The organism is Enhygromyxa salina, assembly GCF_002994635.1.
Lineage (GTDB): Bacteria > Myxococcota_A > Polyangia > Nannocystales > Nannocystaceae > Plesiocystis > Plesiocystis salina_B.
Genome location: NZ_PVNL01000002.1, coordinates 63,286 through 77,061, shown reverse-complemented (window position 1 = coordinate 77,061; position 13,776 = coordinate 63,286). Strand labels below are relative to the sequence as shown.

Here is a 13,776-nt window from a genome sequence, read left to right as displayed (position 1 = left end):
CCCATGAAAAGTTGGTCTTTCGTATCAGCCTGGATACCGCCTAGAATGTCAGTGGTCGATATGGCACGGAAGTCTTCACCAGCGACACGTCCGGGGTCCGTGCGTGAAGAACTCGCCCACGTGTTCGACGCATCGACGGGGGTAGACGAGTTCGTCCATGGCTTGATGGCGTTCCTCGTCGAGCTGTCGCGATCGCATCCCAACCACCCGATGCTGACGGCGCTGAGCGACGAGCTCGGTCGGGCCTCGAGCGCCCCCCTGGCCGCGTCGGCGGTCCACGATCTGCGCTCGATCCTGCAGGGGGTGTCGGCGGGGCTCGACTACGCGCCCGTCCTGCTCGAGCGCAGCGGTGTGCTCCAGCACATCAACCAGCCAGAGCACAAGAGCACGGGTATTGACACTCGGCGCCTCGAGCTGCTGTTCGAGGCCATCGACGACGCCCGGACCGGCACCCGGCTCGCCGCCGAGCTCGCCGCCGAGACCCTCGCGGTCCAGCGCGACTGCATGGCGCACACGCCCTCCGAGCCCCCCGCGGGTGAGAAAGTCCGCGTCAACGAGGTCCTGCGGGCCGCGGGACGGCTCGGCGGGCGACTCGCCCCGCTCGAGCTCCGGCTCGAGACCAGCGACGACACGGAACTCGCTGCCAGTCGCAGCGCGTTCATGCGCGTGATGGTCAACCTGCTGCGCAACGCCGCGCACGCGATCGACGAGCTCGAGGATCCGGTGGGAGCAGCAGTGACGATTTCATCCTGGGCTTCCGACGAGTTCGTCTTTGTTCAGGTCGCCGATGACGGCCCAGGGATCCCGGCGGCCGCGACCGCGTCGATCTTCGATCTGTTCTTCACGACTCACGCAGAAGGCACCGGCATCGGCTTGTATGTGTGCAAGACTCTCGTCAGCGCTTGGGGAGGCATGATTCATGTTGACTCTCGCGACGGTGAAGGTGCTCGATTCACCTTCAGCGTGCCCAAGGTCAACGCCGGCTCCTGAGTCCGCGAGACCGATCAAGCTGGACCTCGTCTGCCTCGTCTGCCTCGTCTGATCAGGAGCCCCACCGCACCCATGGCGACTTCGCGATCGCTCGAGCCGGCTGATCTCGGCCGGCTGTCGACCATCGACCCGCTCACGCTCGAGCCAGGCATGATTGTCTGGGGCCGGTTTTGTGTGGTCGGCAAGGTTCGCTACGCGAGCCCGCTGTGGAGCGTGCCAACGACGGATCTCGAGCGCGAATTTGGCCGCCCTCCCCATCACCGGGTGTCGCTGCAATATCTGCCGATCAGCGAGCGCCATCGCGAGCGCATTCGTCGAGCCGTGGTCGCCGACGAACAGGTGCAGCCGCGGGTCCGCGCAACGATCGATCTGCCGGCTGGCTTCGCGCTGGTCCACGAGCCCGTCGACGGCGAGCACCTCGGCGCCCAGCTGCCCGCCCGCGAGTCACGAGCGCTGGCGCTGGCGCTGACCGGCCTGATCAATCGGCTCCACGAAGCCAACGTGCGCGGCATCAGCCTGCGGGTCAGTGATCTGCGCCAGAGCGAGGGTCGGTTTCGCCTCGATGGCTTCGAGCACGTGTGTGGGGCCGGGACCGCCGAGCAGGACGTCGAGGAGCTGGTCTCGCTGCTGCGCCGGGTCGCGGGCCATCACATCGGCAATATCTTGGATCCGCCACCACGCTCGGCCGCCGAGCTGTGGGGGCGGGCGCGGACGTTGAGCGAAGATCACGGGCCCCCGACCACGCCGCTGAGTCAGCTCCCGCCCTTCGTGGGTCGCGAGCAGGCTCGCCGCGCGCTCGAGGCCGCGTTCGCCGACGCCCAGATCGCCCGATCTTCAGTGACCCTGGTGTGCGGCGCCCAGGGGGTCGGCAAGAGCCGCTTGCTCGAAGAGTTCGCCAGCTGGCTGCGGGCGGGCGACCGCGCGGTGGTGCTCTCGGGCGAGTACCTGCGCGGCTGCGGGGAGAGCCGCGCCGGGTTGATGGGCGCGCTCGGTCGGCTGCCCGCCGCGCTCGCCAGCTGCCCCGCCGACGTGTCGGCGCGCGTGCGCGAGCGCCTGACCCGGCGCACGGGTCCGCTCGCGGGGGTGCTCGCCAGCTACGCGCCGGGGCTCGCCGAGCTGCTCGGGCCTGGCTCGACGCCGCACGAGCCGATCGCGATCGAGTCGCCCGCGGTCGAGTTCGAAGAGGGCTTCGCCCGCCACGCCGTCGCGGTCGCGGAGGGCGTGCGCTCGCTGGGCTCGCAAGAGCGACCGCTGGTGATCCTGCTCGACAATCTCCAGCTCGCGGATCGGGGCTCGATCGCGGTGCTGCGCCGGCTGCTGCTCGAAGATCGCAGCCACCACACCATGATCGTCGCGGGTCTGTGTGGCGCCGCGCCAGCCGGGCTGGCCGAGAGCTCCGACGAGGGCAACTGGAACCCCCAGCGCGATCCCCAGCTGCTGCTGCGAAGGGTCGTGCTCGCGTCGCTCACCGTCGCCGAGCTCGAGCGCTTGATCGTCGCCGGGCTGCCCGGCCCTGTCGTCCACCCCAACGAGCTCGCCGAGGTCCTGCACGACGCCAGCCGCGGCAACCCGCTGGTCGCGTGGGCAACCTTGCAGTCGTGGATCGAAGGCGGCGTGCTGGTCCGCGGGGAGACCGAGCCGTGGACGCTGCGCAAGCGCAAGGTCGCCCGGACCAGCCCCAAGAAAGTGTTTGGGGAGCGCGTCGAGGGGGCGAGCCTCGACGAGCGCTGGCTCGCGCTGCTGGCCGCGGCCGCGGGCGGGCACGTCGACGAGGCGTGGTTTCAGCGGGTCTCGGGCTGGGATCCCAAGCGGGTCGCGGGCGCCGTCGCGGGGCTCGAGAGCCGCGGCCTCATGACCAAGGCCGGCGAGGCCAGCCTCCGGTTTCCGCATGAACTGGTCCGCGATCTGATCGTCAAGCGCACACCCGCTGGCGACGTCCGCCGCGCGCACGCCACGATCGCCGGCTGGCTCGCCTCGCTGGGTCCTCGGGTCAGCGCGGCGCGGCTCGCCTATCACACCGACGCCGCCCTCGCTCAAGACTCGCACGCCGATCCCAAGCTGGCCGAGATGCACCTCGCCGCCGGTCGCGAGATGCTCGGGGTGTTCGACCTCGAGCGCTCGGGCTGGCACTTCACCCGGGCGCTGATCGAGCGCGGCAAGGGAACCGGGCGCCTGGCCGCGGTCGAGGGCGCGGCCGATGTCGCGCTGCTGGGCGAAAAATATGAAGTCGCGGCGCAGCTGTACGCCGAGGCCGTGGTCGAGACCGACGATCCACTCGTCGCCTCTCGGATCGCGGCGAAGGCCGTGCATGGCCTGTTTCGCAAGTCGGCCGCGAGCGAGGCCGCGACGATCGGACGGCTCGCGCTGGCCCAGGCTGATCAGCCGCTCCCCAACGCGGGCTGGCGGCTGCGGGCTGGCACGATCCAGGCCAAGCTGCGCCTGCGCCTGACCGGCGACACGCCCCCCGATCTGGCCGATCAGCTCCGCGAGCAGCTGTGCTGGCTCTACGCTCGGCTGTCGGTGGTGCTCGCGCTGTCGGAGCCCGAGACCGCCGAGCTGTGCCTGCTGCGAGCGCTGCGGCACGCCCGTGGGCTCGAGACCGCGGCGGCGGCCAACGTGCTCGCGCTGCGCGGGGCCAACCTCGCCATTCAGGGCAACCTCGACCAGGGCAAGCTGATGCTGTCGCAGGCGACCGAGCTGGCGACGAGCGCCCACAACGACTGGGCGATGGCGATGACCCAACACCTCCGGGGTCACATCGTCGAGCTCCCCGCCGGCGACTACCGCCAGGGCCTCGCGTCGCTCGACGAAGCTGTCGCGCACTTTCGACGCACGGGGGATCTCTCGATCGCCGTGTCGAGCCTGCTGTTCAAGGCTGCCTACGCGCGCAACCGCGAGCCGCTGCCCGTCCTGCATGGCTGGCTCGACGAGGCCGCGGCGCTCAACGAGGTCCAGGGTGACACCGTCGTCGATCTCGCGATCGATGCGCTGCGGCTGTGCCTGCGTGCGCGAGCGGGCGCTCGCAATGTCGTCGAGGCCGCGGCCAGCATCTCGGCCCGGGCCCGGACCCGCGCGCTGGTCAGCTACGAAGGCCTCTTGCCGCACGCCTACCTCGCGCTCGCGTTGCTCGAGGTCGGCGAGCAAGCCCGGGCCCGCGAGCAGGTCGAGTTCGTGTTCACGCCCGCGCTCGAGCGCCCGCACATCCCCGACTTTGCCTACGATCTCTGGGTCGCGCGGGCGCTGGTGCTGGTTCGCTCGCGCTCACCCAGCGACGAGCGACTGCTCGCCACCGCGATCCATCGGCTCGAGAAGGCGAGCCGGCTGTCGCCGCGACTCGGGGCGTTCGCACTGCTCGCGCGGGTTCGCCAGGCCATGGCCGCGGGCAAGCGCGAGCGGGCCCGCGGCGCCGCCGAAGCGCTGATCTCCCAGCTCGCCAGCCACGGCCAGGTTCACCACGCGCTCGAGGCTCATCGAACCCTCGCCGAGCTCCTGCGCGGCAGCGATGTCCTGGCCGCGCGCGAGCACGTGCACCTGGCCAACGAGCTCGCTGAACAGCTCGGCTTGGAGCAGGCCCGCGAGCGTGAGATCGAGCGTGAGCGCGCGGCTGAGCAGCAAGACGTCCCGCGCGCGCGCGGCCACGATCGCAGCAGCCGTCGGCACAGCAGCGCATACCTGCGCGCGCTCGCCCGCAACGAGCTGGTCGAGGTCTCGGAGGTGCTCGAGCGCTCGCGGCAGGTGCTGCTCGAGACCGTGGGCAACGTGTCTTGGCTGTACCTGCGCGCGCAGCCGCAGCTGCGGGTCCACGGCGAGCTCATGGAGCTGCAGTCGCTGCTCGTGCACCTCGCCCTGTGTGCGCGCGACAGCGTGACCGAGCCCGAGCAGCTGCGCGCGGTCGGCTCGCTCGAGCAGCTCGACAACGCTCGCGCGTCCAGCATCCCGGGAGCCAGCCCCGGCCCCTGGGGTCGGATCGCGGTGTCCGTGCTCGGCACCCCCACGTCGATCGGCGTGACCGGGGGCGTGAGCGCGTGTCGCCAGGTCGCGACCCGCTTGGGTGGGTTCTTGGATGTCGAGCAAGACGGCCAGCTCCTGACCCTGGCCGTGTATCTGCCGGCCGAGCGCACCACCGGGTCGACCGCCAACCCGACGCCACAGCTCGAGTCGGTGCCCAACTTCGCTGGCGTGTATGTGCTGCACCCCGATCCGATCATTCGCGAGACGCTGTCGGGCGCGGTCACGCGGCTCGGGTATCAGTGCGAGAGCGGGGCCCCCGACGACGTCGACTTTCGCGAGCTGCCCAGTGTCGAGGTGCTGTTCGTCGACGGCGACACGCTGGGGAGCTACGCCGCCCAGCTGCCCAAGGTCCCGAAGGTCGTGGAGATCGGCAGTCGCGTCGTTCGGCTGGGATCCAAGCACCCGACCCTGCGCGTGCCGTTCGCCATGGGTGAGCTGCGCAAGTTCCTCGAAGGTGAGGCGTGAGCGCGCTCCTGGGTCTAATCACGAGGCGGTGTCGTGCGCAGCCAATGCCGGGTAGATTCCGCCGCACGTCTCAGACTTCTCATGAACACCACGACCAGGAACTTGATGTTTTTGTTGGGCGCCGCACCGATGGGCATGGGCGGCTGCCTCGGCGGGGCTGATGACAGCGACTCGTTCGCGACGCTCACGACGACGACGCTCGGCAACACCACGACCAACCCGGACGGCGACGACACGGGTGATGCCAACGGCGACGGCGACGGTGACACCGCGGGTGATGGCGACGGCGACCCGGCTGGCGACGGCGACGGCGACGGCGATGGCGACGGCGACACGGGTGACGGCGACGGCGACACGGGCGATGGCGATGGCGACGGCGACACGGGCGATGGCGACGGCGACACGGGCGATGGCGACGGCGACACGGGCGATGGCGACGGCGACACGGGCGACGGCGACGGCGACACCACGGGCGACGGCGACGGCGATGGTGATCCCGGCGTTACCTGTCAGGACTACGGCGACCTGATCGGTGAGTGCTACGGGGCCCAGTACACCGAGGTCGCGCAGATGTACTGCGAGGAGTATGTCAGCTACGCGCAGATGATTGGCGGCGGGTGTCCCGCAGCCGTCGAGGCGTTCCTCGTCTGTCTATCGGCCCTCACCTGCGACGAACTGGCGATGGAGTTTCCATGTCCAGAAGAGTCGATCATGGTCGATGCTGCCTGTTGAGTCTTGCCGGCCCGCGTTGCTGTTGGCGCTCGGGCTCGCGGCCTGCTCGGGCGCCGGTTCGGCTCCACCCGCGGAGCCAAGCAGCTCGCCGACCGCCAAGCCGGATCCAGCCGACACCCAGCCTGCGCCCGCGCAGGTCGATCCCGTTGCGATCGTCGCCGCCGACGACCGCGATCCGGCCGACCGCGAGTCCGACGCTCGCCGCAAGCCGGCCGAGCTGCTCGAGTTCATGCGGCTCGCGCCAGGCATGAAGGTCGCCGACATTGGGGCCGGGTTTGGCTACACGACCGAGCTGCTGGCCCGGGCCGTGGGGCCGACGGGCACGGTGTACAGCCAAAACCCGACATTCGTGCTCGATAAATTCGCCCGCGAGGGCTGGGACGCGCGCCTCGCCAAGCCCGTCAACGCCAACGTGGTGGGCCTCGAGCGCGAGTTTGGTGACCCCTTCCCCGCCGACATCGAGCCGCTCGACCGTGTCGTCAACGTGCTCTTCTATCATGACTTCGGGTGGATGAAGATCGATCGGGCCGCCCACGACGCCGACGTGTTCGCGGCCCTGCGGCCGGGCGGCACCTACGTGATCGTGGACAGCTCGGCCGCCGCGGGTCACGGCATCGCGGACTCGGAGTCGCTGCACCGCGTCGAAGAGGCGCTGGTGATCACCGAGCTCGAGGCCGCCGGGTTCACGCTGACCAGTCGCGCCGATTTCTTGCGTGACCCGAGCGACACCCGCGACTGGAACGCGCTGCCGTGGCGCAGCCCCGAGCGCGCCGAGGCGGGGGAATTCAGCGACAAGTTCGTGCTCGAATTCACCAAGCCCGGCGCGTGAGCGTGGGACAGGCTGCTGCCGAGGCTGTATTCTCCCCGCGTGCGAGCGCGGCTGCACGTCCAGGCCGGTCAACCCCGGCACCCCGAGCGTGCGGCGCAGCTGATCGCCGCCGATCTCATTGGTAGCTTTCCCCGCCAGCGGCAGGTCACCCTCGCGGTCGTCGCCCTCGGGCCGCACCCCGGCCTGACGCCGACCCCGTGGATGCTCGATGGCTTGCTCGCCGCGCTGGTCGAGGCCGAGCGCACGCCGGTCAACTTCGTCACGATCGGCGATCACCAGACCGGCGAGGCGCTGCTGCGCAAGGCTGGCCGCCAGGGCCCGGTCTCCGGCGCCGAGCTGATCGAGCGACCCAACCGGGACCGGCGGATCGACCTGCGCGTCGGCGAGACCGCTGGCCACGCGCGGCCGCTGTCGGTCGTTCGTGAGCTCATCGGCTCGAGCTTGATCGTGTGCGCGCCGCTGTGCTTTGGCGCCCACGATCTCGGCCCGGTCCGCCACTGGCAGGGCCCGATCGCCGCGCTGCTGGCCGGCTTCGCCCGCGCGCACGGGTTCTCACCGGCCCCGTCCAAGCTGCGCATGGGCCTGCGTCCGCGGCCCGAGGACAGCCCCGATCGTGCGGCGGTCTCGGTCGGGCTCGAGCTGCTCGGCGCCTGCTTTGCGAGCGCGGCCGTGGTGCTCGACGGGACCTGGGCGGCCGCGCTGGAGCCCCGCACCACGCCGCTCGCCGCTCGCCGGGCGCGCGGCTCCGACGGGCGGTTCAGCTCGCTGCCCAAGCTGCTCGCCACGACCGCGAGCGAGCCCGAGACGCCGACCTTGCTCGGTGAGCTGGCCACGACCGATCGGGTGCTGGGCGTCGACGCGCTCGACCAGCTCGCGCTCGCGTCGGTGCTGGGCATCGACCGCTGGCTCGCGGCTGCGCTCGGGCTCGACAGCCGGACCCCCGACCACAGCCCCGAGCTCACGACCAGCCCCGGTCGCTGGCCGGTGCTGTCGCTCGCGGCGACCCGCAGTCAGCCCCCGCGCCTCGCCGATCGAGCGATCGTGGGGATCCGCAACCAGACGAGGCGGCTCCCGGCCACGCTGGCGAACCGCGTGACCAAGGGCCTGACCGGCGCCCCCCAGCTTGGCGCGCTCCCATCGACGGTCCCCGGCGAGTTCGCAGGGTTGTGGACGCAGCGCTGGTACGGCGAGCACAGGCCGTCGTTGACGGGGCGTCGATGAGTCGACTGCTGCGCCGCACGCTGATCGGCGTGGTGTTCGGTGTGGTCGTCTATATCGTGTGGCTGCTGCTGTCCGACGCCCGCGAGGTCGCGGACAGCCTGCAGGGCTTCGCGTGGTCGGCCGTGGCCTGGGCGCTGCTGGCCTCGTCGCTCAACTACCTGCTGCGGTTTTGGAAGTGGGAGCTGGCGCTGGGCTGGCTGGGCGTGCGCTCGGGCTCCGGGGGCCTGCACGCGCCGACCGAGCTCCGACTTGGCCGCTCGCTCGAGATCTATCTGGCCGGCCTCAGCATGTCGGTGACCCCCGGCAAGGTCGGCGAGGTGCTGCGCAGCGTGCTGCTGCGAGCCAGCAACGACGTGCCCTTCACCCGGACCGCGCCGATCGTCGTGGCGGATCGGCTCAGCGATCTGATCGCGCTAATTGTGCTGGCGCTGATCGGGATCTCGGACGTCACCGAGTACCTGCCCTACGTGATCGCGGCGCTGGTCATGGTGATCGCGGGCGTGGTCGTGCTCGGCTCCCCCAAGCTGTTCGGCGGGATCCTGAACGCCTGCGCAAAGCTCCCGCTGATCGGGGGCCTCGCCGTGCGCGCGCACGGGCTGATCGACAGCTCCGCCAAGCTCCTCGAGCTGCGCTACATCACCGTGCTCAGCGCGATCTCGGTGGTCGGCTGGGGCCTCGAGTGCGTGGGTTACTGGGTGATCCTCAACGCGTTCCCGGGTGTCGAGGCCGGCCTGCCGCTGTGCGTGTTCCTGTGGTCGGTGGGCACCCTGGTCGGCGCGCTGTCGTTCCTGCCGGGGGGCCTGGGCGCCACCGAGGGCTCGCTGGGCGTGTTCGTGGCCCGGTTCGCCGTGGGCGTGAACAGCTCGATCGCGATGGCGTCGACGCTGCTCATCAGGCTCTGCACTCTCTGGTACGGTGAGCTGGTCGGAGCCATCGCGCTGGTCTCCTTCATGCGTGACCCCAAGCTGCGCGCGGCCGCCCGCGAGGTCGAACAGGCCGCCCGCGAACCCAGCCCCGACACCAGCTCCCCTGCTTCTCCCCCGAGTGAATCCCCATGATCGAATACGAGATCGTCGACGAGTTTGCGACCACACCCGACAAGTACTGGGACATGTTCTTCAGCGACGCCTACAACGCCGCGCTGTGGAAGGCCCTCGACATCGAGCGCGAAGTCATCGAGTTCAAGCGCACCGGTGAGGGACCCGACGAGACGATCCATCGGGTCCAGCGGCTGACCCCCAAGCGCGACGTGCCCTCGGCCCTGCGCAAGCTGGTCAAGGACGCGATCTCGTACGAAGAGCGCAACGAGTGGCGGCGTGGGGACAACCGCATGGAGGTCGTCACGATCCCCAACTTCTTCGCCGACAAATTTACGACCCGCGGGACCTACGAGCTGGTTGCGATCGGCGACGACAAGCTCAAGCGGATCTGGAAGGCCAGCTGCGAGTGCCGGGTCGCCCTGGTCGGGGGCAAGGTCGAGAAATTTGTCGTGGAGGAGGTTCAGCGTAGCTATCGGGCCACGACGATCTTCACCCGCAAGTGGATCGCCGACCACCTGGCGCAGTAGCGCGCCGGGCCCAGCCCCGTCCCGCCGCCATCAAGGACGAGAGACGACGACGGACGCGAGACCGGTCTGAATTCGGTCTCGCCAGTCCGGTTGTCGCACATTCACAGACCACGGCGCCACGCACTTCGCCGGCCGCGGCCGCTTCACGACGGCGCGTTCCCTCGGCATCATGTCCCCGGTGCCACGGCAAAGGACCACCGACAGCGACGACGCCGTCCGGGACGCGCGCTCCGGTGAACCATGAGTAGCTCCCTCGACTCCCTCTCGGAGGTGCAAGAGCAGATCGAGGCGTTCTCGAGTCGGATCATCGAGCTCGAGGGTCAGCTGCGCGACGGCGAGGCGCTCGACCCGGCCCTGCTCGACGCGGCGTTTCGGGCCGTGCACACGCTCAAGGCCGGGGCGAACCTGCTCGACGCCCTCAAGCTGGAGAAGGTCAGCCACGAGCTCGAGTCGACCCTCGACGCGCTGCGCCTCGGCAAGCTCGTGTTCGACGAGGGCACCTCGAGCCTGCTGTTCGCGGCGTCCGATCTGTTCGACGAGCTGGTGCGACAGGTGGTCGATCCGGCGGCGCCCAGCGTCGACATCGAGCCGTTCTTGGCCAAGCTGGCCGCGCTCGCGCAGGCGCCAGCGCGGGTCGAGCCCGATGATCTGCTCGCGTGGCTCGACGGCTCGATCCGCGCGGTCCTGACCGAGTTCGAAGAGTTCCGCCTGCGCGAGAACGTCCGGCTTGGACGGCGCATCTGTCGGGTCAGCGCGACCTTCGATCTGATGGCGGTCGACGTGGGCATCGGCGCGCTCAAGGACGAGCTCAAGCGCTTCGGCGAGGTGCTGACCTGCCTGCCGAGCCCCGACAGCGCCAGCGATGATCGCATCGGGCTCGACTTCATCCTGGGCTCGGATCGCTCGCCGACAGACATCGCCACGGGGATCCAGGGCCGGGGCGCCGTCGTCGAGCCGCTGTTCCCCGCCGACACCGAGCCCGCGCCGCCCGAGCCAGCCGCCGCCGAGGACGACCCCAAGGGCGATCAGCTCAGCATCAAGAACCTCAGTCAGACCGTCCGGGTTGATCTGCGTCGCCTCGACCAGCTCATGAAGCTGGTCGGCGAGCTCTCGCTGGCCCACACCAACCTCGACGCCGGGCTCGAGCGCATGGCCCCGACCCAGGTCACCCACGAGCTCCGCCGCGAGTTTCGCGATCAGCTGCGGGTCATGAACCGGCGGCTTGGCCTGCTGCAAGAGGCGGTCCTCGAGGTTCGCATGATCCCGCTGGGGCAGGTGTTCAGCGAGCTCGAGCGGCTCGCTCACAAGGTCGCGCGCAAGCTCGGAAAAGAGATCCGCCTGGACATCTCGGGGGCCGAGACCGAGCTCGACAAGGTGATCGTCGACTCGCTGTCTCGCTCGATGCTCCACATGATCAACAACGCGATCGATCACGGCGTCGAGTCGGTCGACGAGCGGCTCGCGCGAGGCAAGCCCCGCGCCGGTCGGGTGGTGCTGTCCGCCCATCAGCGCGGCAACCGGGTCGTCATCGAGCTGAGCGACGACGGCCGCGGCATGGACTGGCGGGCGATCCGGGACCGCGCCGTGACACGCGGGTTCATCAGCCGCGAGGCCGCGGCCGCGCTCAACCCGGCCCAGGCGCTCAACCTGATCTTCATGCCCGGGTTCTCGACCAAGGACACCGCCACGACCACCGCCGGCCGCGGCGTCGGCATGGACGTGGTCAAGACCAACATCGCCAAGCACTCGGGCATGATCGACGTGAGCTCGCAGCTCGGCGTGGGCTCGCGCCTGCGCGTGACCCTGCCGACGACCATGGCGATCATCCAGGCGCTGGTGATCGAGGCCGCCGGCCAGACCTTCTGCATCCCGCTCAACTCGGTGCTCGAGTCGATCATGATCCGGCCGCAGGAGGTCCACACGATCGAAGGTCACGAGGTCGTCTCGATCCGCGGGCGCACGCTCCCGCTGCTGCAGCTCGCGCGGGTGTTCGAGCTCGAGCCCGCGGGTCGGACCCGTCAGCGAGACGGTCACGACCACCTGTATGTCGTCGTCGTCGGCCTCGCCGAGCACCGGATCGGCCTCGTGGTCGACGAGCTGCGCGGCCAGCAGGATGTCGTGAGCAAGCCCGTCGGCAAGGCGCTCGAGCAGATCCCCGGGATCAGCGGGGCGACCGAGCTCGGCGACAACCGCACGGTGTTGCTGCTCGATGTCGGCACGCTGGTCGCCGAGGCCGTCTCCACGTGAAGCTGAGTCGTGCCCCTGGACCCCATTTCGTGATCTGCACAAAGGAGTCCGCCGCGCCAATGTCGTTGGTCTACGGCGGCGCCAACTCGAGGTGCAGGCCACCATCGACCGAAGCCGCGGTCGCTAGATCGGCGAAGCCCTCGAACTCATGAATGTTCCGTGTGGGGTCGTCAAAACGCAACACGCCGAGCCCACAGTAAATGCGGCGTCGCCATGGACCAATGGTGGCGAACTCACCCGAGAGCGTGGAGACTCCGAGCAGCAACACGGCCTCGACGTCGGCCTCGCGCGCGGCTTCGAGCACACCCCTCAGCACGGGCACGGGGGTGGCCTCATCCACGTAGAGCGAGATCCCGGGCCGACCATACCACTCGGCATCCCTGGCGAAGCTGCGGTGTGCATCGAAGGTCGGCCCGTGGGGCAAGCTCCCAGGTTGGAACTGGTGAAGTTCACCGTTCGCAGCCAGCTGGAACGTAGTGCCGAGCACGAGGTCATGGCTGTCGGCCCACGCTGGCGGAGAGCTGCAGGATTCGACCTCCACACCGTGCAGATCGACCGTGGACGCGTCCACCCAGTGCATGTTCCGGGGATCGTCTCGCTCGGTGCACGCCGCCAGCACCTGGACACGATCGGCCCGATGGGCCCGGGTCGAAGCTAGCGCGGCGATACCGAGCAGGAAGCAGGTGATCGCAGCACGACTCGAGCCCTTGCCGAGTCGTGCCTCGGCCCCGGCGCGCCAAGCCGTCACCACGGCGGGCACGAGCAGGACCGCAGTCACGACGAGGATGATCGTGGGTGCGAGCGAAAAGACCGTATCGAACGCGAGCAGTCGTGAGCATCGATCGAGCGTGTCCGCGCCGCTCGGAACCTTGTGTAGCTCTTCGCTCGAGATCCACCGGTGAATGTCTTCGACACTCGGCTGACTCCAGCGCCTCGCCAGCGACGCGGTCCCCAGCGTGAGCAGCACCGGAGCGAGTACTGGCGCAGCCATGAGGGGGAGCCGAACTTGGTGTGCTCGCCCCATGCTCCAGAGCCGAGCCATGATCACCAAGACGCAGACCGAGGCCAACCCGAAGATTGGGAGCAGGATATCGAGGTGCCGTGAATATAATGACGAGAAGGCCAAATGCCGATTCGAGGCGACTTCGTCGGCGGCGAACCCTGTGTGCTGGTCGATGGCCCAGAAGTATTCGATGACCTGCCCATGTACAAAGCTGACGGTGGCAACGAGCGTGACGAGCACCGCGACGAGCACCGCGACGCTCAGCAGCAGCAATGCGTGGCCCCGCCGAGCGGGCTTCACGGAAGCCCCGCCCACAAGGTCACTGGATGGATGAGCCAGTCGAGGAGCGCGGTCCCCAGCATCACCACCCCCAACGCAGCGAGCAGCAGGTGAAGTGAGTTGTGTCGCCCCGCGGCCCGTGCCTCGTGACTATCAAGCGGCAGTCTCGACGCGATCGTGTCGGGGACGAGGGTGGTCTTCGCGCTCGAGTCTGTCATGTCGGGTCACGTTATCAGCTCGGCATTGCAGCGGGAAGCCAAGCGTGTGGACGGAAGGCCAGCGGCGCGACATCCGCAACGCTGTCGGACAGACACTCGTTCTAGGCGCTCTCCGCTTCCGAATTGGTCAACGTCTCTCCGTTGCCGCCGATCCCTACTTATGGAGAACGGAACTCCAGCCAGTTCCAGGGGCGGTCACAGACACTTTGCGTCG

General features: G+C 69.4%; 10 protein-coding genes. 9 read left to right on the top strand and 1 reads right to left on the bottom strand.

All coding sequences use genetic code 11. The annotated features are described in order from the left end of the window. The first annotated feature begins 99 nt into the window (after positions 1 to 99). The 8 genes from ENSA7_RS00645 (at position 100) to ENSA7_RS00610 (ending at position 12,062) form a co-directional block, all read left to right on the top strand. Positions 100 to 990 (top strand): sensor histidine kinase, encoded by an 891-nt coding sequence (locus tag ENSA7_RS00645; protein WP_181232839.1) that lies wholly within the window; start codon positions 100 to 102, stop codon positions 988 to 990. A gap of 72 nt (positions 991 to 1,062) precedes the next feature. Then, on the top strand, positions 1,063 to 5,466 hold the full coding sequence (locus ENSA7_RS00640) for an ATP-binding protein (protein WP_106087238.1): 4,404 nt from the start codon (positions 1,063 to 1,065) through the stop codon (positions 5,464 to 5,466). A gap of 81 nt (positions 5,467 to 5,547) precedes the next feature. Next, entirely contained in the window at positions 5,548 to 6,198 is a 651-nt protein-coding gene (locus tag ENSA7_RS42925; RefSeq protein WP_181232837.1) for a hypothetical protein, read from the top strand. After that, positions 6,185 to 7,027 (top strand): class I SAM-dependent methyltransferase, encoded by an 843-nt coding sequence (locus tag ENSA7_RS00630; protein ID WP_106087237.1) that lies wholly within the window; start codon positions 6,185 to 6,187, stop codon positions 7,025 to 7,027. The genes ENSA7_RS42925 and ENSA7_RS00630 overlap by 14 nt, the downstream gene beginning before the upstream one ends. Before the next feature lie 39 nt (positions 7,028 to 7,066). After that, positions 7,067 to 8,248, top strand: a complete 1,182-nt coding sequence (locus ENSA7_RS00625; protein ID WP_106087236.1) for a hypothetical protein — start codon at positions 7,067 to 7,069, stop codon at positions 8,246 to 8,248. After that, entirely contained in the window at positions 8,245 to 9,306 is a 1,062-nt protein-coding gene (locus ENSA7_RS00620) for a lysylphosphatidylglycerol synthase transmembrane domain-containing protein (RefSeq protein ID WP_146157166.1), read from the top strand. The genes ENSA7_RS00625 and ENSA7_RS00620 overlap by 4 nt, the downstream gene beginning before the upstream one ends. Further along, complete coding sequence (locus ENSA7_RS00615) at positions 9,303 to 9,815, top strand: DUF2505 domain-containing protein (RefSeq protein WP_106087234.1); 513 nt, start codon at positions 9,303 to 9,305, stop codon at positions 9,813 to 9,815. The genes ENSA7_RS00620 and ENSA7_RS00615 overlap by 4 nt, the downstream gene beginning before the upstream one ends. Positions 9,816 to 10,055: 240 nt before the next feature. Beyond that, positions 10,056 to 12,062 carry a chemotaxis protein CheA gene (locus ENSA7_RS00610; protein WP_106087233.1) on the top strand — a complete coding sequence of 669 codons (2,007 nt, stop codon included), beginning with the start codon at positions 10,056 to 10,058 and terminating at the stop codon, positions 12,060 to 12,062. 70 nt (positions 12,063 to 12,132) lie between these two features. On the opposite strand, the gene ENSA7_RS00605 is transcribed toward ENSA7_RS00610, so the two are convergent. After that, positions 12,133 to 13,053, bottom strand: a complete 921-nt coding sequence (locus tag ENSA7_RS00605) for a hypothetical protein (protein ID WP_181232835.1) — start codon at positions 13,051 to 13,053, stop codon at positions 12,133 to 12,135. Between the two features lie 135 nt (positions 13,054 to 13,188). On the opposite strand from ENSA7_RS00605, the gene ENSA7_RS42920 reads away from it, so the two are divergent. Beyond that, entirely contained in the window at positions 13,189 to 13,458 is a 270-nt protein-coding gene (locus tag ENSA7_RS42920) for a hypothetical protein (RefSeq protein WP_181232833.1), read from the top strand. Positions 13,459 to 13,776 lie beyond the last annotated feature (318 nt).

What these genes read in the sequence shown, in the direction of transcription:
- ENSA7_RS00640 (WP_106087238.1), top strand. Translation starts at nt 1,063, where the DNA reads ATGGCGACTTCGCGATCGCTCGAGCCGGCTGATCTCGGCCGGCTGTCG.
- ENSA7_RS42925 (WP_181232837.1), top strand. Translation starts at nt 5,548, where the DNA reads ATGAACACCACGACCAGGAACTTGATGTTTTTGTTGGGCGCCGCACCG.
- ENSA7_RS00630 (WP_106087237.1), top strand. Translation starts at nt 6,185, where the DNA reads ATGCTGCCTGTTGAGTCTTGCCGGCCCGCGTTGCTGTTGGCGCTCGGG.
- ENSA7_RS00620 (WP_146157166.1), top strand. Translation starts at nt 8,245, where the DNA reads ATGAGTCGACTGCTGCGCCGCACGCTGATCGGCGTGGTGTTCGGTGTG.
- ENSA7_RS00615 (WP_106087234.1), top strand. Translation starts at nt 9,303, where the DNA reads ATGATCGAATACGAGATCGTCGACGAGTTTGCGACCACACCCGACAAG.
- ENSA7_RS00610 (WP_106087233.1), top strand. Translation starts at nt 10,056, where the DNA reads ATGAGTAGCTCCCTCGACTCCCTCTCGGAGGTGCAAGAGCAGATCGAG.
- ENSA7_RS00605 (WP_181232835.1), bottom strand. Translation starts at nt 13,053, where the DNA reads ATGGCTGCGCCAGTACTCGCTCCGGTGCTGCTCACGCTGGGGACCGCG.
- ENSA7_RS42920 (WP_181232833.1), top strand. Translation starts at nt 13,189, where the DNA reads ATGCCGATTCGAGGCGACTTCGTCGGCGGCGAACCCTGTGTGCTGGTC.